General features: G+C 49.8%; 15 protein-coding genes. 14 read left to right on the top strand and 1 reads right to left on the bottom strand.

Going from position 1 to position 20,662, the window contains the following annotated elements; translation table 11 throughout:
- Window positions 1-199: 199 nt before the first annotated feature.
- The 6 genes from sigW (at window position 200) to glmS (ending at window position 8,004) form a co-directional block, all read left to right on the top strand.
- Entirely contained in the window at window positions 200-775 is a 576-nt protein-coding gene (gene sigW / locus ACZF99_RS22995) for an RNA polymerase sigma factor SigW (RefSeq protein ID WP_483612914.1), read from the top strand.
- A 135-nt stretch (window positions 776-910) separates the two neighbouring features.
- Window positions 911-1,531, top strand: coding sequence for a zf-HC2 domain-containing protein (locus tag ACZF99_RS22990; RefSeq protein ID WP_483607265.1), 621 nt, complete (start codon window positions 911-913; stop codon window positions 1,529-1,531).
- A gap of 250 nt (window positions 1,532-1,781) precedes the next feature.
- Complete coding sequence (gene cdaA / locus ACZF99_RS22985) at window positions 1,782-2,612, top strand: diadenylate cyclase CdaA (RefSeq protein ID WP_483607264.1); 831 nt, start codon at window positions 1,782-1,784, stop codon at window positions 2,610-2,612.
- The gene (locus ACZF99_RS22980) at window positions 2,605-3,993 is read left to right on the top strand and encodes a CdaR family protein (RefSeq protein WP_483607263.1); all 1,389 of its coding nucleotides are present in this window, start codon (window positions 2,605-2,607) and stop codon (window positions 3,991-3,993) included. Before cdaA ends, ACZF99_RS22980 begins: the two co-directional genes overlap by 8 nt.
- 100 nt (window positions 3,994-4,093) lie before the next feature.
- Window positions 4,094-5,434: a phosphoglucosamine mutase gene (gene glmM, locus ACZF99_RS22975; protein WP_483607262.1), complete on the top strand. Its 1,341-nt coding sequence runs from the start codon at window positions 4,094-4,096 to the stop codon at window positions 5,432-5,434.
- Window positions 5,435-6,171: 737 nt separating this feature from the next.
- Window positions 6,172-8,004, top strand: coding sequence for a glutamine--fructose-6-phosphate transaminase (isomerizing) (gene glmS / locus ACZF99_RS22970; RefSeq protein ID WP_483607261.1), 1,833 nt, complete (start codon window positions 6,172-6,174; stop codon window positions 8,002-8,004).
- Window positions 8,005-8,136: 132 nt separating this feature from the next.
- Here the strand turns inward: glmS and ACZF99_RS22965 are convergent, their stop codons facing one another.
- The gene (locus ACZF99_RS22965) at window positions 8,137-8,964 is read right to left on the bottom strand and encodes a hypothetical protein (protein ID WP_483607260.1); all 828 of its coding nucleotides are present in this window, start codon (window positions 8,962-8,964) and stop codon (window positions 8,137-8,139) included.
- A 177-nt stretch (window positions 8,965-9,141) separates the two neighbouring features.
- Between ACZF99_RS22965 and ACZF99_RS22960 the strand changes: the two genes are divergently transcribed.
- From ACZF99_RS22960 to ACZF99_RS22925, 8 genes are all read left to right on the top strand, one after another.
- Complete coding sequence (locus tag ACZF99_RS22960) at window positions 9,142-9,282, top strand: hypothetical protein (protein ID WP_483607259.1); 141 nt, start codon at window positions 9,142-9,144, stop codon at window positions 9,280-9,282.
- Window positions 9,283-9,377: 95 nt separating this feature from the next.
- Window positions 9,378-11,312 carry a hypothetical protein gene (locus ACZF99_RS22955; RefSeq protein ID WP_483607258.1) on the top strand — a complete coding sequence of 645 codons (1,935 nt, stop codon included), beginning with the start codon at window positions 9,378-9,380 and terminating at the stop codon, window positions 11,310-11,312.
- 920 nt (window positions 11,313-12,232) lie between these two features.
- Window positions 12,233-13,183 (top strand): carbohydrate ABC transporter permease, encoded by a 951-nt coding sequence (locus ACZF99_RS22950; RefSeq protein WP_483607257.1) that lies wholly within the window; start codon window positions 12,233-12,235, stop codon window positions 13,181-13,183.
- A complete protein-coding gene (locus tag ACZF99_RS22945; protein WP_483607256.1) occupies window positions 13,184-13,999 on the top strand; it encodes a carbohydrate ABC transporter permease in 816 nt (271 codons plus the stop codon).
- A gap of 29 nt (window positions 14,000-14,028) precedes the next feature.
- Window positions 14,029-16,389 (top strand): glycoside hydrolase family 65 protein, encoded by a 2,361-nt coding sequence (locus ACZF99_RS22940; RefSeq protein ID WP_483607255.1) that lies wholly within the window; start codon window positions 14,029-14,031, stop codon window positions 16,387-16,389.
- Complete coding sequence (gene pgmB, locus ACZF99_RS22935) at window positions 16,386-17,066, top strand: beta-phosphoglucomutase (protein WP_483607254.1); 681 nt, start codon at window positions 16,386-16,388, stop codon at window positions 17,064-17,066. The genes ACZF99_RS22940 and pgmB overlap by 4 nt, the downstream gene beginning before the upstream one ends.
- A 104-nt stretch (window positions 17,067-17,170) precedes the next feature.
- Complete coding sequence (locus tag ACZF99_RS22930; protein WP_483607253.1) at window positions 17,171-18,964, top strand: sensor histidine kinase; 1,794 nt, start codon at window positions 17,171-17,173, stop codon at window positions 18,962-18,964.
- Window positions 18,961-20,562 carry a response regulator transcription factor gene (locus ACZF99_RS22925; protein ID WP_483607252.1) on the top strand — a complete coding sequence of 534 codons (1,602 nt, stop codon included), beginning with the start codon at window positions 18,961-18,963 and terminating at the stop codon, window positions 20,560-20,562. Before ACZF99_RS22930 ends, ACZF99_RS22925 begins: the two co-directional genes overlap by 4 nt.
- The last annotated feature ends 100 nt before the right edge of the window (window positions 20,563-20,662 follow it).

Genomic DNA, 20,662 nt, shown 5'->3' with positions numbered 1-20,662 from the left:
TCCGGCTTTTTTGCTTTCGGCTTTTTGCCGAATGTATTGCAATTTGCGAAAAGTTGCTTTACCATTTGAATGAAGTGCCGACGACGGGAAGCACCCTTTGAATTAATAAACTTTTTGAATTTCCTTAAACCAAAGGGACGAGTAGCCGGACAGGCAGGGTACGAGTACCTGAGCCCTTCCAACCGATTTGGGGGAAACTATGGTGGTTGAACATTTCGATGCAAGACTGGTGAAGCTGGCCCGTAAAGGGGATCAGGTCGCCTTCGCCGAACTTGTCGATCTATATAAGGATAAGCTTTATCATCTCGCATACCGGATGCTGTCCAACCGGCACGAGTCCGAGGATGTCGTGCAGGAGACGTTTTTAAGGGTGCACAAAAACTGGAGCCGGTACGACGACAAACAGAAGTTCTCCACGTGGATTTACCGAATCGCGACCAACTTATGCATCGATCGGTTGCGCAAGCGGAAGCCAAGCTACTATCTGGATGCCGAAATGAACGATCAGGAGGGCATGGACGGGTACACCTTGATCCCCGGGGACGAACGAACGCCGGAATCGGAATACCTGCTGTCGGAAACGCAGCAAACCATCCATCAAGCCATCGAAGGCTTGCCTGCCAAATACAAGTCGGTGATCGTACTCCGTTATCTGCAGGAAATGTCGCTTCAGGAGATTAGCGAAGTGTTGGACATGCCGGTGACGACGGTCAAGACGCGCGTTCACCGCGGACGGGAATTTTTGCGCAAGAAACTGGAACATAAAGTGCTGTGAAATGGGCTCCTCCGAGGGGATTATTTTTTGAAACGAAATAGGAACCGCTACGTATTGTAAGGTAGGACGACTATGATCTTAGCCGTGCCCTCCGCTTTTTCGCATAGATTGATACTACTGAAAGGATTGGCTGATATGGAATGCAAACATGCCTCATCCATGATGCATGATTACCTGGACGGCGAATTGAGCCGCGACCATGTCGAACAGCTGAAGCTGCACCTAGACCAGTGTCCGGATTGCCTAAGGGAATTCCGGGAATTGGAACGAACCGAAATGATGTTGTTTGCAACGATTAAGCAGCATACGAACATCTCGGCTCCCGATGAACTGGTAAGCCGGATCATCAGCCAGATTCCGAGTCAGCCTAAGCAGCAGGCATGGATCCAATGGATCAAACACCATCCGGCGTTGACGGCGGCAGCGATGTTTTTGCTGGTGATGCTGTTCAGTGCGGTATCGCTTTGGGATAGTGACGATCAGCTTATCGTTAAAGGATCGGACCTGGATCAGGTCATTATTCAAGGAAATACGGTCACTGTGCCGAGTCATTCCAAAATTGTCGGGAACTTGACGGTCGAGAACGGTAAAGCCGAAATTTACGGCGAAGTTCAAGGCAACTTGACGGTAATTGACGGTTCCTATTATCAAGCCTCCACGGCGCATATCTCGGGCGAAGTCAAGCAAATTGACCAAGCGCTGGACTGGATCTGGTATAGGATCATCAATACGGTGACGGAAGTCGCCTATAGGTGATCATTGGACAATGTTAAATAAAATTGGCGCCTCCCTTTGGGGACTTCGGCGCTTTTTTATTTGGCTGAATAGGTAAAAATTAGAAATTGATACGGATTGAACCTATTTTTACTAGACGCTTGCATCTGACTTGTGAACGTTATAACCTAATAGTTAGGGGAAACTTATAGAGACAAGCCTATAAGCTGTACATATTGTTTCCTTGCCGGCGGACCGAAACGCCCGCAAGGAACATTCCGGGGGTCGCAGCATGAACTATTTTGTGAATCTGACTTGGCAGGATACCGTCAAGGATGTTATCGATATCCTCATCGTTACCTATATCATATACCACCTGATTCTGCTTGTACGTGGAACGCGGGCCGTTCAACTGCTCAAGGGGATTTTGGTTTTAGTGTTTATTTGGGCGGTGAGCACTTGGTTCGACTTGTATACGTTGAAATGGCTGATGAATCAGATGTTTACGTTTGGCGTTCTGGCCATATTCATCATTTTTCAGCCGGAGCTTCGACGTGCGTTGGAGCAGCTTGGTCGGGGCAAGCTGTTCGGGAGGAACAGCGCGGACGAAGAGGAATTCGGCAGAGAGGTCGGCGAAATAATTAAGGCCGTTAATTATTTATCGCGTAGAAAGATAGGGGCCCTTATCGTTTTTGAACGCGATACGGGGATAAACGAATATACCGAATCGGGGATCCCGATGCAGTCGATCATCTCTTCACAACTGTTGATTAATATCTTTATCCCAAATACGCCTTTGCATGACGGCGCCGTGATTATCCAGGGACACCGGATCTCCGCTGCCGCCTGCTATTTGCCGCTGTCGGAAAATCCGTTCATCAGCAAGGAGTTGGGCACAAGGCACCGGGCGGCCATCGGGATCAGCGAGGTCGGCGATGCGGTCTCTATTGTCGTATCCGAGGAAACGGGGCAAATATCGTTGGCGATTGACGGCCAAGTCGTTAGGGACATCAACGAAGAATCGCTGATTTCCAAACTGTATGCGGAGTTAGGCCCGAATTCGAGCGTGAAAGAAAAGCGCAGCCCGTTCCGCAGACGGAAGGAGGCTGGCAAAAATGGATAAATGGCTAACCCATAACAATTTTGCCAAGATTCTGGCCCTTGTGTTTAGCATTATCTTGTGGGCCATGGTGCATCTGGACAGCGCCACCCCTGTCGATTCTACGACCCTGGCACAGCCGAGAATTATCGACAACGTCAAAATCGAAGTGACCGGCTTTGACGAGGAAAAGTATATTTTGTACGACCTCGAGCCGAGCACGGTACGCATGGAGGTCAAAGGAAAGCGGATCGATCTGACGACGAACTTCTCCGATTATAAGGTAAGGCTGAATCTTGAAAATCTGGGACCGGGAACGTTTACGCTCCCGCTGACCCATGAACTTCCTCCCGGTGTCCAATTAATCTCGATGGATCCCTCCATCGTGAAGGTAACGATCGAAGCCAAAGAGACTCGGTCTGTCCCCGTGACGATCGTCACCAAAGGAGAACCGGCCGATGGATTAGTGCTTGGGACTCCGATTGTCGCCGGGAGCGGAACCGTTGATGTTACCTTGCCGGCGAGCGAAGTGCAGGAGCTGAGCAAAGTTCAAGGCACGGTGGATGTTACCGGTCTGAAGGAGTCGGTCAAAGGCAAAAGCGTCAAGCTGACGGCATATGATAAGCAAGGTCAGCCGATGGAGAATGCGAAAATTTCGCCTGGTTCGGTAGATGTGGATGTACCGATCAATAAGCTATACAAAAATGTGCCGCTCGAGGTGCGCAAGAAGGGACAGCTTCCTTCCGGGTACGTCTTAACCGGGATCGAAACCGACGTGGAAGGAGTCGTTCTGTACGGCTCCAAGGAAGCGCTGGAGGGTATATCCTCCTATCCGGTGACAGTCGATCTGAGCCGTTTTGACGGGTCGACTGAGACTAAATACTCGGTGGACTTGACTCCTCCGGAAGGTTTTGAGAAAATCGAGCCGAGCTCCGTCACGATTACATTGCATGTGATGCCCGGCGGGCAGAAGCAGCTTGACGGGATCCCGGTTACGTTAAAAAACGCAGGGTCCTTGTATGATGTGAAATGGATCCGGCCGATCGAGCCCAAGCTGAGCCTGGTGGTGGCCGGGGCTAGCGCGGCCCTGGATGCGCTCCAACCGGAGGATATTCAAATTACGGCAGACCTGGCGCAACTGGGGGCGGGAACGCATACGGTCCCGATCGAGATCAAGCTGCCGGAGGGTGTGGAATTGGCCGATCCGGGCCATTCAATGACGGTCGATGTGGAGCTGACGGAGAAAGGAAATCCGGCCTCCGGTGCACCGGAGGATCATGCCGATCCGGCAGAGGGCGGACAGAACTCGTCCGGGAACGAATCGCCACCGGGCACGCCATCGGGGCAGGAGGAAGGCGGCGACAATACGACAGAAGACGTCACCTCCTCGGGCAACGGGATGTAACGAGAACTTAAGCGGACAATCAAGAATATAGACCGGACAATCGCCATCGGGAGATGAGGAGAACGATGCGGTGTTGGCAAAATGTTGAAGGAGTGAAACCATGGGGAAATATTTTGGAACAGATGGCGTAAGAGGCATTGCAAATAAAGAACTGACGGCCGAGCTGGCTTACCAGATCGGCCGCTGCGGCGGTTATGCGCTGGCTGGGCAGGTTCCCAAGCCAAAGGTCGTCATCGGCATGGATACGCGCATTTCCGGCGTGATGCTGGAGTCGGCGCTGGTGGCGGGGATGCTGTCCATCGGTGCGGACGTCATCCGCCTGGGCGTCGTTACGACACCGGCGGTGGCTTATCTGACGCGCTTGCTTCAAGCCGACGCCGGCGTCATGATTTCGGCCTCCCACAATCCGGTGGAGGATAACGGGATCAAATTTTTCGGCAGCGACGGCTTTAAGCTGTCGGACGAAACGGAGCTGCAAATCGAGGAGCTGCTTGACAAGACCGTTGACGAATTGCCGCGTCCGATCGGCGGCGGTTTGGGGTCGGTGACGGTCGATAACGAGTCGAAGCTGAAGTACCTCGATCACCTGAAAACGACGATCAGCTCCTCGTTCCAAGGGCTGAAGGTTGTACTGGATTGCGCGAACGGGGCCGCCTATGAGCTGGCGCCGAGGCTGTTCCGCGAACTTGGCGCCGAGGTGCATACGCTGGCCGCGGAGCCGAACGGCCTGAACATCAACGACCACTGCGGATCCACGCATCCGGAGCGGCTCAAAGAAGAAGTTGTCCGCCTGGGCGCGCATCTCGGGCTTGCTTTCGACGGCGATGCGGATCGGTTGATCGCCATCGACGAGTTGGGCGAAGAGGTAGACGGCGACTATATCCTGTGCATCTGCGGCGACGCGATGAACAAAGCCGGCAAACTGAAAGACAGTACGGTCGTATCGACGGTCATGAGCAACTTCGGCTTCTACAAGGCGACCAAGAGACTGGGGCTCGCTACCCAGCAGACCGCGGTCGGCGACCGTTACGTGATGGCGGAAATGCTGCGCGGCGGCTACAATTTGGGTGGAGAGCAATCCGGGCACGTGATTTTCCTGGACTACAATACGACCGGGGACGGGATTTTGACGGCGATTCAGCTGGTGGATACGCTGCTGGCTTCCGGCCAGCCGCTTAGCGAGCTGAAGAAGGTCATGAAGCAATATCCGCAGGTACTGGTCAACGTCCGGGTGCAGGACAAGAGCAAGTTTGCCGGGAACGCCGTCATTGCCGAGGCGATCGCTGAAGTCGAACAAGAGCTTGGCGATAACGGGCGGGTGCTGGTTCGTCCGTCGGGGACGGAATCCCTGATCCGCGTTATGGCCGAAGGGCCGGAAAGGGTGGAGCTGGAGCAGCTAGTCGCACAAATCGTGGAAGTCGTGGAGAAGCAGCTGGTATAATGGCCTGATTTTTCGTTTTTTCATATAGGACTTCAAGGACCGCTGGACGGGAGAGTATTCCTGTTTGGCGGTTTTTGCGTCTGGGCCGTAAGGACAAAAGGCGCGATGAACCAAATCGGGACAAGATGATCATTGCCAAATCGTGTGAAGGTGCATATAATTAAGCATATTCGAGTACGGAAAGCGAGGGTTGTGAGGTTTACCGGAAGTTAAGCGCCAGAACTTCATTGTGCGCGTACGTTAGGATCGATGAGGGCAACAGCTACACACTCAGGAGACGTTTGTCGAACGGGCAGGGGCGGAAGGCCAGCCTGCCGCGACAGCAGGGAATCTTGAGGCGTGATCGAACCTAGGGGACGGCAAAGCGAAGTTGACGAGGTGGAGGTGTTCGGAATGTTCGGCGGGGGCCTCCCGGTGCCGCATCGCACCGTAACCGCATCGGCAAAAGGAAGGGGCGACCTTTCCCACAAACCGTGCGGGCAGATGGATCACAACATTCATCGAACTTTCATGAATGTGCGTAAGCAAGCAACGCGGAAGTATCCGCGGTAGACGGAGCAACATGGGCATTCGTGAAAAAAACGGTTGAAAATTGCAGAAGGGTCTGCTTTTGACCGAGATGTTTTTTTGACAATTGAATAGTTCTGTCTCGGTATACCGCGTGAATAGATCTTCCGCATTCCGCATCTTACGGACCAAAACCATCTTGTAAGAATGAAACGGAGGATAAAAATATTATGTGTGGTATCGTTGGATATATTGGGAATCGGGATACGCAGTCAGTGTTGATTGAAGGGCTGAAGAAGCTGGAGTACCGCGGGTACGACTCGGCGGGCATCGCGGTGTTTACGTCGGATGGCTTGAAAATCGCGAAATCGTTGGGGCGTCTGGCGAACCTGGAGTCGAAGCTGGAAGGGGCGCCGCTCAAGGGATCGGCCGGGATTGGCCATACCCGCTGGGCAACGCACGGCAAACCGTCTGACGTGAATTCCCATCCGCATACCGACCATACCCAGAAGTTTTCGGTCGTGCATAACGGGATCGTCGAGAACTATCTGGAGCTGAAGGAAGAACTGATCGAGCAAGGGTATGTCTTCGTATCGGAAACGGATACCGAGGTCATTTCCCATCTGGTGGCCCGCGAATATCAAGGCGATATCGTGAAAGCCGTTCAGAAAGCGATCCGTTATATGCGCGGCGCGTTTGCGCTTGGGGTCCTGACGGAGTATGAACCGGAGAAGCTGGTGGCCGTCCGGCAAGCCAGCCCGCTCATTATCGGTCTCGGTGAAGGCGAGAACTTTATCGGCTCCGACATTCCGGCTTTGTTGAATTATACGCGGAACGTGTATATTTTGAATGACGGCGAGATGGCGGTGCTGACGAAGGATGCTGTCGAATTGATGACGATCGAGGGGAATTTTATTTCTCGGGAAATGATTCGTGTCGATTGGGACGCCGTGACCGCGGAAAAAGGCGGTTTCGATCATTTCATGCTGAAAGAGATCCACGAACAGCCAAAGGCATACCGCGACACGATGCTGGGACGGATCGACGAAAGCGGACGTAAAGTCGTGCTTCCGGGTCTTAAGCTGTCGGACGAGAAAATTCGCAGCCTCACCTCGATTCATGTCATCGCCTGCGGTACGGCCTATAATGCCGGGCTGGTCGGCGGGACGGCGATTGAGCAACTGGTACGCATTCCGGTGATGAACGACGTCGCTTCGGAATACCGTTACCGTTCGCCGCTGATTACGCCGGATACGCTCGTCATCGTCGTCAGCCAATCCGGCGAAACGGCCGATACGCTGGCCGCGCTGCGCGAAGCGCAGGCGAACGGCGCACATGTGCTGGCGATTACCAACGTAGTCGGCAGCTCGATTGCCCGCGACGCGGACGATGTGATCGCGACGCTGGCCGGACCGGAAATCGCCGTCGCTTCGACGAAGGCGTATACGTCGCAGTTGATCGCGTTCTATCTGCTGGGCCTGTACATGGCCCAAGTTCGCGGAACGCAAAGCGCGGATGAGGTGGCTCATGTCATCGCGGCCATGCAGTCGCTGCCGGAGCAGGTGGAAAGCATGCTGGCTCAAGCCGACACGGTGAGAGCTTATGCCGAGCAAATCGCCGGTCATGAGCATCTGTTCTTCATCGGCCGCGGTCTGGACTACTCCGTCGTGCAGGAAGGCTCGCTGAAGCTGAAGGAGATTTCCTACATTCACTCCGAAGCGTACGCCGCCGGCGAGTTGAAACACGGCACGCTGGCCCTGATCGAAGAAGGCGTTCCGGTAATCGCGCTGGCGACCCAGGAATCCGTGCTGGAGAAAACGGTCAGCAACATCAAGGAAGTCAAGGCCCGCGGCGCGGACGTCATGGCCATCACGCACGAGGAACACGTGCCTGACCTGCTGAAGTCCGTGGACCAAGCGCTGGCCATTCCGAAGACGCTGCCGCTGCTGACGCCGGCCTTGTCCGTCGTACCGCTGCAGTTGCTCGCGTACTACGCGGCCCTGGCCCGCGGCAACGACGTCGACAAGCCGCGGAACTTGGCGAAGAGCGTGACGGTGGAGTAAGCGGGAGAGAATTATAATAGTATATTGTATCTGGTAAAATAATTGTCAACACGGGCCTCCTACAAGCGTAGGACGGCCCGATTTTTGTTAACAAATTTATTGATCGCAACCATAATCGTGAAAGGATTTCTTCTAATTTGACTCATAAGGATATGTCTCCCAGCCACTAACCTCAATAGTGGCATTCTCGGTTGATTCATTAAAAAACTCAATAATAAGTACTTTCTCGTTCCAATATTGACCACAGACGTATGCATTTTTCTTCTCACTTTTGTTATTGAATGTGTAATGAAGAATTGTTGCATTTGGCTTACTTGGTGGGATTTCAATTTTTCCAGAGGAATTGCTGTCAATAGTAATCTCTTGCTTGCCAACTTCTTTCAGGTCTATCCCTGCCATAGGCGGGGGCTCAGAGCTGTGGCAAACCTGAAAGTCGACGCTCAAAATATTTAAATTTATGATGGATTCCGCCTGACCTGAATTACTAAAACCAAGCGTTAGTAGAGATACTGAGTGAATACTATCGAGTTTCATATTCGCCACATGGATTTGCTTTGAACCGTCAATTATCTGAAACAAAAAGTGGTATAAATCTCTCCTTTCAATTTCCTCGATTGAATGAATAACCACAGGAATTTCGGTGTATCCAACCGGAATTTTCAAAAAGTTTTTCTTTGTACCAATAACAGCTGGGTTGTCACTTTTGTGATTCGTAGCGAGTATATGAGGATCCAGTATTTTGTACAGCCTAATTTTTGTTGAGGTTTGACTCCTATTGAAAAATTGTACCTTCAATCCTAAGGAGCCTTCTCTCGTAATCCCGCATACATAAACCCCCCCAAGAGATCCCTCGACCACTTGGAAAAGAAAGTTAATTATATAATTGAAACCATCATCAATTAGAACCTCATTGTAGTTACTGGACAGATCAATAAACTCATTTAGCGGCACAATAAACAAGATTTACCCCTGCTTTCAAATTTTAATTAAAGCTTTAACAAGAAACTGATGTCTTATTAGTTAATATGTCCAGTATTATTACCTCTCCATAACCCGCAGTTTGCAGTGTGCATTGAATTATTGTTACTTCACATAATAACGGATATGCAATGCATTCCTTTCCATGGAGGGATTGAGATGAGTTACAAACAAGATGTAAGAGATGAACTGGACGTACATCAAGATAAACGCCTAAAATTTAGGGACAAACATGGTTTTGTGATTGATCTTATTGATCCAACTAAAGATCAACTTGGAGATGAAACCCCTGAACCTTAGGGGAAGGGACTTATCATACAGCAATAGCTGCCATCGCTATTGCAACAGGTAACTATAGTCAAGACGAATGGGAAAAAGCCTCTGCAAATCAATTGTTGTCCGAATTATTAAGAACACTTTTAGAGAAAGCATGGGGGAATGAAGATCACTTAGGAAGAGTACATCCTGTCAGACATGCTGATTTATACGACTATGATAAAGATCGTAATAAATTGCGTCTTCGTCCCTTATCTAAAGACAGTTTTGCTCCAATAACAGCAGCTATTTATTATGCCTATAAATGCCCGCACAGCACGGATGAAGTTAGATCGTTAGCACTTCAACTCTGCACCAAATGGGCGGAGTATTTAATTGAATTCCAATGGAGAACTCACTCCATATACATAGAAGGGGAGTTTGAACAAGATGGAGTAAAATATCGGAACTTATATAATGGTAAAGAATCCAATGAACAAAATAACTATGTAGGCCCAGATGGTTTTATGTTATACCCGCATGAAATTTATGCTTTTCAGAATGTAGCATCAGCCGTCGGAATGCCGGCAGCAACATGGAATCCCTGGGTCAACTTAGGAATTGAGATTCAGAGTGCTATTGTAGATTACGTAGCACTTTATATGGGGGACTTGGCAGGGAGATCATTCAGGCTGGTTCTCGATCAATTAAACTTATCCATACCTGTCGAAATTCCCTTGGGACCAGATGATTGGAACTTAGGAAAAATCAAATGGAATTTTGAAATCGAAATTCCCGATCATATCAAAGATATAATTGAGGATCGAGTGAAAAGTGTAGTGACAGATGTACTTCGAGAATTTTATCGATTACAAAAATATAAAGACGAGCAATCTTTTGATCTAATGGGACTGGTACTAAATAAAATTTTGGACTTATTCCCTCAGGAACTTTCAAGGGATTCATGGAGAACTGTACTTACCGATGGTATTCAAAAGGTACTTCCTTGGATAACTGGATCCATTTGGAATGAAGCAAGTGCTTTTCTGCTTGTTTTAGCAAAAATGCGGTTAGGTGAAGAACAGAGCAATATTAGTTTCACCAGTTGGGCGTTTGCGGTTGAATGTGAAAATCGAGTAGAAATTAGAACATTTTTAACGCCGGCAATCGAACAATACTATGACTTCATCAAAAATCATAACAACCCTAACGGCTTATGGGCTTGGTTAGCCGGGGACTCAACTGAAGTTAGAAGGCAACTCGTTTTGTTTGAATCCAATGATCCTCGTAATTGGAATAGTTTCGCTTATGGACCGGACGATTATAATAAATGGTCAGCAGATTTGGCGGGTCATAGTCAAAAGAAGTCTTCACGCATCGATTACCTCGTATTAGATGGCCTGTTCGAGAAAGGGGCCCCGAAGACGGTTGATCTAATCATTGGAGATTTGTACGAAAAAGTAAGGGATATCATTCAGGATATAATAGACCGCATTGTTTCAGGAATTAAAGATAACTTCAAAAAATTCGGTCAATATACCATGGAGAAGTTGAATGAAGCCGGTCAAATGATTCGCGAAACCTGGAATGAAGCAATGGAATTTAAAGTCGAGGTTTTAGTCGGTGGCAATATAATTGAGCAGAAAGTAGTGAATAAAATTGGTGAAAATATATCTCACTGGGCCGAATCGGGTGTGGAGCGAATCGAGGAATATTGGAACAAGGGAGAGAAGTACTGGAAGGGTACTTGGAAAAAGATCGGGAATGACTACAAAATGATCGCACGCTCCATTATCAATGCAGATGATGTTCTCACCGATGAGTATTGGGATCGTGGTCCCGAGAAATATGTAAAAGAAACATGGAGAAAAATCGGTAATAAATTACAAGTAGCTGAGCGATTGACAATATTAGATGATAAATCGATTATAGAAGCTTGCAATGATGCTGGAGAGTGGGGGAAATCAGTATACGACAAAGCAGGTAAGCTTATAGAAAGTACCGGTATTTTGGATCCAAACATCTACAACCCGGCAAACTGGAGATTTCCCAACATAGATCTTCCAAGGTTGTAAAATAACTTTGTCTCCTTATTTATTGGAACGAAAGGATGAGTAGCGAGTGTGTTAACACGATCAGTACTCATTCGGATTCAATTAAGGAACCAATAACCATTCAATTCGAAATTTGCGGTGATTGGTTATTGTTCCCGATCAATCGGACGGGGACATCGTTTTTGAAAAGAACTGACTAAATGGCTTCACCCCTTTTATCAAGGGGGGAAGCCATTTGTCGTGTTCGCCCGGCATGGGCGATAACTAGGCGGGGGAAGCATCCGAGAGGGGAGCTACAAGCGCCCAGCCCGGTGCGACGCAATGAGATCCCCAAACCAGATGGAAGCGGCGTGCGAAAATTCGGTATTCCTACCGTGGTAGACCGCATCATTCAGCAAGCTATCGTCCAGCAAATGCAACCGGTGTTCGAGCGGCTCTTCTCGGCAGGGAAGCTACGGCTACCGCCCGGAGCGAAGTGCACAGCAAGCGATTCAAAGCGTGAAAGCTTATGCGGAGCAATAGGGTTATGCCGTGGAAATCGACCTGTCGAAATACTTCGACATGTTGAACCATGAGTTGCTTTTGAATCTGCTGCGCAAACAAACCTAGGAAAAGCGCGTCATCGACCTGATGAAGAAGTACCTGAAAAGCGAAGTTATGGAGAACGGCGTGCGCCGGGCAACGGAAGAAGGCTCGCTTTAGGGCGGGCCGCTGTCCTCGCCATTAGCAAACATCTACCTAAATGAATTTGATCAGGAGATGGAAAGCCGATTTCCGGAAGGAATGAGGTAAAAATCCTCGGAGTCTTGTAAATATCCTCTGTTTAACGAGCCCAGTCCTCTTATTATGATGAAGTGGAAGCTTCGATTCCTCTGAAATGGGGCTCGAAGTCTACTACATTATACGAACAAGGGATTCGTAAAAGCGGAAGGAGCTACACCATGACGCCGAATTTAGAAACGCAGCGTTCCCTGAAACGGCCCCATCGGGGATTTGCCTCCAAAGTGGCCGGATTGGGAAATTCATCGACTTTTGTAGGCTATTTGTTTGTCGCCCCCATCTTGATCTTGATGGGCATCTGGTTTTATTACCCATTGGCGCAGTCCTTTATTTACAGTTTGCAGGACATCAGTTTCCTGAATCCGGAGGCAACGCAATTCGTTGGCTTGGGCAATTACGCGGAAATTATAATAGATGCGGACTTTTGGACGGCCTTTGGCCATTCCATGACTTTGACCGTTGTCGCGGTTCCGCTGCAAGCGATCATCGCCCTAGTGATTGCCGTGAACCTTAACAAGGTGCTCCATTTGAAAGGGATGTTCCGAACACTGTATTACATGCCGTATATCACTTCGACGATTGCGGTGACGACGGTGTTTATGTATTTGTTTATGCAGCATGAAGGCATTGCCACCAGGCTGTTGACTTGGTTTGGATTTCCCGATGTTTCGTGGTACGCCAACGTGACCTATGCGTTGCCTTTCCTGATGATTTTAACGATTTGGACTTACGTAGGTTTCTATATGGTGGTGTACTTGGGGGGACTGCAAACGATTCCGAATGATATTTACGAAGCGGGGCGCGTGGATGGCGCCAATGGCTGGCAGCAATTCTGGAGACTTACGGTGCCGATGCTGAAGCCGGTGACTTTTCTGGTCCTGATGTCGGGCATTATCAATGTCATGCAGTTGTTCGACCAACCTTATGCCTTGGCGAGAAACGGATCGCTTGGCAGTCCGGCCGGGGCAACCAGCACGATCGTGACTTATTTCTACAGTCAGGCGTTCAACTTCAATCGCTCGGGTTACGGGAGCGCGGCGGCCTTTATTATATTCGCGATCATCATCGTGTTGTCGATGCTGCAAAAACGCTTTGTTCGGGAGGAGATTTGAGTGGCGGACAGCCGGAAAGTTCATGTCTTGCGTTATTTGTTGCTGTGCACGTTTTCCATTTTCTTCATCGTGCCTTTTGGTTATGCCATCTATACGTCTCTATTGTCCAAAGCGGATATCGGCCATCTGGTCCTTCCGGGGCGGTGGACGTTTGAAAACTATCAGGATATTTTCGTTAATTCCGACGTCCTCATCTGGTATAAAAACTCTATCATCGTAACCTTGGGCATTCTGGTCGGGAACCTGATCGTCAACACGATGGCCGCTTACTCCTTAGCCCGCTTGAACTATCGGGGCAGAGGCGTCGTGTTCTTCCTGGTGATCGGGATGATGATGGTTCCGTACCAGGTCATGATCATTCCGATTTTTTCCATGATTGTGGATTTGAAATGGCTGAACAGCTATCAGGGACTCATTGTTCCTTTTTTGTTCCAGGGGTTTCTCGTTTTTCTGATGCGCCAGTTTTTTATGACGGTTCCAAGGGAACTGGAAGAAGCGGCAGAGGTAGATGGCTTGAACAAAATCGGTATTTTCACCCGCATTATGCTGCCCCTGTCCAAAGGAGCGATCGGCACACAGATCATTTTCAGTTTCACCGGAACCTGGAACTCCTTCGTCTGGCCGGTAACCTTGGTGAACGATAGCCGCTGGTATGTCTTGACCGTGGGGCTGAACACAATAAAGAACCGGTATTTCGAATGGCCGAACCTGACCATGACCGGGGTAGTGCTGTTAACCGTGCCGATTATTATTGTGTTCCTGTTCTTTCAGCGTCATATGGTGCAGGGAATTGCAACGACGGGATTAAAAGGATAACCGAATTTGACCGGAGAGGAGAAGTAAGCATGATTGAATATGGAGGGAGCGCGCGCGGGAGTGAAGGCTGGGTGATCGCGGAGAACGCCTTTGATCCTAGATTTCTGGCAAAGTTTGAGACGATCATGTGCCAAGGGAATGGCTATCTCGGGCTTAGAGCTGCCACGGAAGAGGCATATCCCGGGGAGCGGCGGAATTTATTGATTGCGGGCACTTTTAACCGATTTGCCCATCGGGAGGTTACAGAACTGCCGAATGCGGCGGATATGGTGCAGCTGGACATCTCCCTGAACGGCGCCCCGTTTCATTTGGAGAGAGGCACGATTCACCGTTATCGCAGGGAATTGGACCTGCGGCAAGGGGAACTCCGGCGTGAAATCCTCTGGGAGGACGAAGCAGGTGTCAGGTACGAATTAGTGTTTCGCCGCTTCGTTTCGATGAAGGATCGTCATTTGATCGGGATGCGAATGGAGATCACCCCATTGAATCGGGAGGCGGATATTACGATTCGGTCGGGAATTAACGGGCAAATGACCAATTCGGGCGCACAGCACTTTCTGGAAGGGGAACGGCGAATTTTTGATCGCGAGATGCTCCAGCTTACGGCCACTACCACAGAGTCCGGGATTGATTTTGTGCATACCTGTCATCACCGGTTGACCCGGGATGGAGCCCGCCTGACTTCATTCCCCGTTCCGTCCATGGAACGGCGAAAAGTCATGCTGACTTATAGGGTTAAAGCGGAATCCGGTCAATGCATTGCCTTAGAGAAGCTGGCGACGGTTCATACAAGCATCGATCCGGAGTGGACTGAGGAACAGCCGGCAAATCTCCGTCCCTTGCCGGAAATCGCCCGCAATTACCTTGCGGAAGCGGCACAAAAAGGCTTTGAACGGCTTTTCGCCGAAAGTGAAGAGGTCTGGGAGCGGCAATGGGCAAAGGCGCGGATTGAAGTCCGGAGCGCAGACCCTTTTGATCAACTGGCGATCCGTTTTGCCCAGTATCATTTGCTCCTGATGACGCCGGCTCATGACCCCCGGTTCTCTGTGGGGGCCAAGGGGTTAACGGGGGAGGGGTACAAAGGGCATGTGTTTTGGGATACGGAAATTTTCATTCTTCCTTATTTTATATATACGGATCCGAAGGTCGCCCGCAATTTGGCCGAGTACCGCTACCACACTTTGAACGGCGCGAGAAAAAAGGCGAAGGACAATGGATATCGCGGGGCGATGTATCCTTGGGAGTCCGCCGCAACCGGCGAGGAGGAAACACCCGAGTGGGGACCCGTTGACGTGGAGACCGGGATGCCGACTTTTATCTGGACCGGGAAAATCGAGCAGCACATTACCGCGGATGTGGCGTACGGCATCTGGCATTATTATCAAGCAACCGGTGATCAGGAATTTATGGACCGTTACGGGTATGAAATCATTTTGGAGACAGCGGAATTCTGGGCAAGCCGGCTGGAGTGGAATGAAGAGGAGCGAAAATATCATATCCGTGACGTTATCGGCCCCGATGAATACAAGGAACATGTCAACAATAACGCATTCACCAACTATTTGGCTTACTGGAATATTACAAAGGCGATCGAGTGTACCCGCAAATTCATGCAAACGCAAAGCGAGGTTTATGTTGCGCTAAACGGCCGCTTCGATCTGCCCGCGAGATTGCAGGAGTGGGAGGAAATCGTTAACCTTATCTATTTGCCGCAGCCGGATGCGGAGACGCTTCTCATTCCGCAGGACGACACATACTTGCATAAACAAGTCATTGATTTGGAGAAATACCGGAAGCAGGAGCAGGTGGCGACCATACTGGCCGACTACAGCATGACCCAGCTCAGCGATATTCAGGTATCCAAGCAGGCGGATATTCTGGTCTTGTTCTATTTGCTTGAGGACTGGTTCTCCCCGGAAACGAAGGCGGCGAATTGGCATTATTATGAGCCGAAAACGCTGCACGACTCTTCGCTAAGCTTGTCCACGCACAGTATTCTGGCTTGCGATGTCCATGAAGTGGAGCTGGCGTATCAAATGTTCGCCAAGGCTGCCCGGGTCGACCTTGGGCCAAATATGCACAGCAGCGACGAGGGAATCCACGCCGCTTCGATCGGAGGGATTTGGAAGGCGGTCATTATGGGCTTTGCCGGAGTCCGATCCTGGGAGGGAACGCTGCGCCTGAATCCGAAGCTTCCGCCGGCTTGGGAGTCTTTATCCTTCCCGCTCTCCTGGCGGGGCGAAAGTCTGCAGGTGAAGGTAACCCGCGACAAGCTGACGATTCAGCGGCTGACCCAAGGCTTGGAACCGTTGAGTCTGTCCATTTACGGTCAGACCCACAGGCTGAAGGATACCATTGTGGTAAATCTACTTGAGGTGATCGGCGAATGAATAAAGAGCATCGGAAAATTCGGGCAATGATCTTTGATCTCGACGGCGTAATTACAGATACGGCAAAATACCATTATGAAGCTTGGAAGCTTCTCGCCGATGAGCTTGGCTTTCCATTTGACCGGAAGTTCAACGAGCAATTGAAAGGAATTGACCGCATGGCTTCCTTGGAGAAGATACTGAGCCAACTCCCCGACGGGGGCAAATCTTACACGATGGAGCAGAAGCAGGAGTGGGCCGCTCGAAAAAATGAATATTATCAGCTTCTGATTAAGCGGGTAGACGAATCGGACATTTTGCCGGGCATCCTCGACCTGTTTCGCGATCTCAAGCAGGCGGGAATTCCGAGCGGACTGGCCTCGGCAAGCCGTAACGCCAGAACCCTCGTGCGGCAGTTAAAGGTGGAGTCTTACTTTGACGCGATCGTAGATCCGGCGAGCGTGGCGCGCGGTAAACCCGCTCCCGATATTTTTTTGAAAGCGGCGGAGGAAATGGGGGTGAATCCCCGTTACTGCGTTGGGGTGGAGGATGCGGAGGCGGGAATACGTGCGATCCAAAGCGCCGGCATGTTTGCCGTAGGCGTGGGAGACGCCGATGCGCTATCGGCCGCTGATTTTATTGTGGCAGAGACCGGATTGCTTACACTTGAAAAAATAAGAAAGCAATTTGCAAGATAGTAGAACAGAAGCCGCTATGTAAGTTGAACGTTGCTTTTCGACCGTCTATAACGTTCAACTTACATAGTTTATGGATTGTCGCGTAAAGGAGTCGATATGCGTTAATGTGGAAGCGATTTCAGGATCGAAGCATTCGGCAGAAGCTGTTTTTGACCTATTCGATACTCATGATTGTCCCTCTAGTGGTGGTCAGCATTTACTTCTATACCTATGCCATGTCGATATTCGAATCCCGTATCGTCAAATCTTTTCAGGAGACGAATCGGCAAATGGTCTCCACGGCGGATTCCTTCGTCAGCAGCATGATCAAATCGTCGGAACAGCCGTTCTATGACCAAACGCTGATGGAAATTCTATCGAAGGATTACTCCGCCGTGCCTTATGAAACCTTCGAGAAGAGTATGGACTACCGCTATATTAGCGACAGCGTATTTAAGAATCTGATGACGTTTAATCCAAGCATCGATTCGATTTTAATCTATCCCGTGAACAGCGCTTTAATTTATCGAAGGGGCTATGATACGACTTTTAATTATAAATACAGTCCCGTGAATGAACCCTGGTACCGGAAGATTCTGGACAATGCGGAGAAGCCGGTTCTGATCGGCATGCACGAGGAGAAGCAGATGTACGCCAAACCCCGTTCCGTATTGTCCGTGGGCAGGGTGCTGGTGGATGCAAACAACTATCAGAAGTTGGGGGTGCTGCTGGTTAACTTCCGGGTGGAGCAGCTGGAACAGCTGTTTAGCGGACTTACGGACAAGCGGGATGTTAATCAATTCATCGTGGATGAACAAGGAACGGTGGTGTTCAGCGCGACGCCGGGAATGATTGGGGCGGATCTCCATCAGCTGATGGGTGAAATTGAACGGGGAAATCGCAATTACTATGTCGTTCATCATACATCGAGCGTTTCGGGCTGGGAGTTTTACAGTCTTATTCACCGCAACAAGCTGTTTGCCGAAATCAATCGGATTCGCAATTTTGCTATGTTACTGGTAGGGTTGCTCGTTGTACTCGGATTCGTAACGGCGTACTTCGTATCCGGCAGCATTTCCAATCCGATCCGCAGGTTGAACCGCTTAATGCGCAAGGTCGAGAAAGGCGACTTTAATGTGGTTTCCCGGCAGGACAGTCTGGATGAAGTGGGGCATCTCTCCCGTTCGTTTAACCGGATGACGGCCGAAATCAAGGAATTGATTGAACAAATCAAACTGGAGGAGAAGAAAAAAAGAAGTGCGGAGATGAATGCGCTTCAAAACCAAATTAATCCCCATTTCATCTACAATACGCTTTCGGTCATTAAATGGATGTCCCAGGCCCAGATGGCGGACAACATTACGGATGCGATTGATGATATGATCCGGGTTTTGTCTTTTTCCACGCGCAATACCCGGGAATTTGTCTCGATTGAGGAGGAAATGACGTTTATTCGGAGTTATCTCGAACTGCTCCAGCTGCGCTACTATAATGTGTTTGACTTTGAGATGGATGTCGCGCCGGAGGTTCTGCCCTACAGAACACTGAAGTTTTTGGTACAGCCGTTTGTGGAAAATGCGGTATTTCATGCGTTTGCCGGGGATGACCGGCAATACATTCTGAACATCCATGCGGAGCTTGTGGAAAGCGATATCCGATTCACCATCTCCGACAACGGATGCGGGATCGAGCCAGATCGGCTGAATGAGCTGTTGCAACAGGAAACGTCCAATGAACAGACGATGAATTCGATCGGGATCGGGAATGTGTCCCGGAGATTGAAGCTTCATTTTGGCCGGAGGTATGGGGTATCCATTCATAGTCATCCGGATGAAGGAACAACGGTGCGCATTCTGATCCCCGCGATCTTGCACCATTCGGAACTCAATCAAGTCCGTGAGGAGGGAACGGCGATATGAAAATCATGATTGTGGATGACGAGTCTTTTATCCGGATGAATTTCAAGACCTTTCTGGACTGGGAGCAGCATGGTTATTATCTGGTTGGGGAGGCCTCGAATGGACGGGAGGCGTTGGAGAAGATCGATGAGCTCCGTCCGGATGTCCTCTTCCTGGATATCCGAATGCCGTTGATGGATGGGCTTGAAGTGCTGAGAGAGCTGCAGCAAAGGGAGTATTCCGGCAAAGTCATTATTCTCAGCAGCCATAACGAGTTTGAATACGTCAGGGAAGCCATGCGGCTGGGGGCCAGCGATTACATTCATAAGCCCAATTTAACCCGGGCGGCCGTGTTCGATGCTATGGTTCGCGTTCAGAAGCTGCTCCATCACCGGCCAAAGGAGGATCACCTTGCATCTTTTCAACAAAACATGGAGAAGAACCGCAATGAATTGAAAACTCTATTTTTGCGCGATCTGGCGATTGGGGTCGTTCGGCATCAATGGGAGATTGAACAAAAGAAGAAGTTGTACGGCCTGAATCTGAAGCAGCCGAATGTATGCTGCATCCTGGTGAGTATCGACCAGTACGAGAAAGTAAAAGAGCGCTATAAGAAAGGCATGGAGCATCTGCTTGGTTTTTCGATCCTAAATATTCTACATGAAGTGCTGAACCGGTACAAGGAACTGGAACTGTTTCAAATGGGGCCGAAGGAAATCGTCATCCTGAAATCCGATTCGGAAACCCGAAGTATGAACGAGATATGGGAAGATCGCTGGAGATTGATCCGCAAAATCGAAAAGACGCTAAAGCAATTTCTGAATATCCAAGTCAGTTTCAGCGTCAGCGGTCTCCATCCCGATCTGCTTGAAATCCCCAAGGCGTATCATGAAGCGCGGGAAGCTTCGGAAATGCTGTTTTTTGAGGATCGGGGCAATGTGGTAGCTTTCGAACCCGGTGCCCTAAAAGGGGAGGATGCCAAACCTCTATTCTTACGGGCCGAGCAGGGCGTCAAAAAGGCTTTAACCGAAAAGAACGTAACGGAGGCGATCACTGTTATTCATGGGTTGTTCGACGAGATCAAGGGAAAGCGGTGTGTCGGGCGTCGTGAAGCCTTGGAGTTCTGCGTAAACCTGCACTATCTGATCCAGTCGTTCCTGAAGGAAGGAAGCGGAGAGGAGGACTCCGCAGGAATGCGGGATATTATGGCAGCGGAGCGGGTGGAGGAGCTTCGCCTCCTCTTGGTTCGGGAACTGGAGGCCTTCCGGGAGACCCGTGCGGACGGGGCTTCCACGAACTACAAAATCAAAAGGGTGATCCATTATATTCACCAAAATTATGCGCATGATCTGACCTTGGATGAACTGGCAAATTACGTCGGTCTGAATCACAGCTACTTGAGTCGTATTTTTAAGGAAGAGACCGGCTCTATGCTGATTCCTTACATCAACCGCTACCGCGTCAAGCAATCGCTTGAATTATTGAAGGATGGGAAATTGAAAACTTATGAGATTGCGGAGAAGGTCGGGTTTAATAGCATTGATAACTATTATATCTGCTTTAAGAAGCTATACGGGCTCCCGCCAAACGAATATCGCAAAACTTGCTTGGGAAAGTAAAAAATCGCGGAGATATGTAAATATCCTCTGTTTGCCCCGTTATTCCGCCCAGCTAAGATGAAGGTAACACCGCTTCAGGTGAAATTCATACTCATTAAAG

It is taken from the genome of Paenibacillus sp. JL3B1040 (assembly GCF_057063165.1).
Note: the sequence above shows the minus strand (reverse complement) of the source record. Positions and strands in the feature narration are given on the sequence as shown.

Bases quoted from the DNA above. Each gene is read 5' to 3' on its own strand.
- sigW (WP_483612914.1), top strand. From the start codon at position 200: ATGGTGGTTGAACATTTCGATGCAAGACTGGTGAAGCTGGCCCGTAAA.
- ACZF99_RS22990 (WP_483607265.1), top strand. From the start codon at position 911: ATGGAATGCAAACATGCCTCATCCATGATGCATGATTACCTGGACGGC.
- cdaA (WP_483607264.1), top strand. From the start codon at position 1,782: ATGAACTATTTTGTGAATCTGACTTGGCAGGATACCGTCAAGGATGTT.
- ACZF99_RS22980 (WP_483607263.1), top strand. From the start codon at position 2,605: ATGGATAAATGGCTAACCCATAACAATTTTGCCAAGATTCTGGCCCTT.
- glmM (WP_483607262.1), top strand. From the start codon at position 4,094: ATGGGGAAATATTTTGGAACAGATGGCGTAAGAGGCATTGCAAATAAA.
- glmS (WP_483607261.1), top strand. From the start codon at position 6,172: ATGTGTGGTATCGTTGGATATATTGGGAATCGGGATACGCAGTCAGTG.
- ACZF99_RS22960 (WP_483607259.1), top strand. From the start codon at position 9,142: ATGAGTTACAAACAAGATGTAAGAGATGAACTGGACGTACATCAAGAT.
- ACZF99_RS22950 (WP_483607257.1), top strand. From the start codon at position 12,233: ATGACGCCGAATTTAGAAACGCAGCGTTCCCTGAAACGGCCCCATCGG.
- ACZF99_RS22940 (WP_483607255.1), top strand. From the start codon at position 14,029: ATGATTGAATATGGAGGGAGCGCGCGCGGGAGTGAAGGCTGGGTGATC.
- pgmB (WP_483607254.1), top strand. From the start codon at position 16,386: ATGAATAAAGAGCATCGGAAAATTCGGGCAATGATCTTTGATCTCGAC.
- ACZF99_RS22930 (WP_483607253.1), top strand. From the start codon at position 17,171: ATGTGGAAGCGATTTCAGGATCGAAGCATTCGGCAGAAGCTGTTTTTG.
- ACZF99_RS22925 (WP_483607252.1), top strand. From the start codon at position 18,961: ATGAAAATCATGATTGTGGATGACGAGTCTTTTATCCGGATGAATTTC.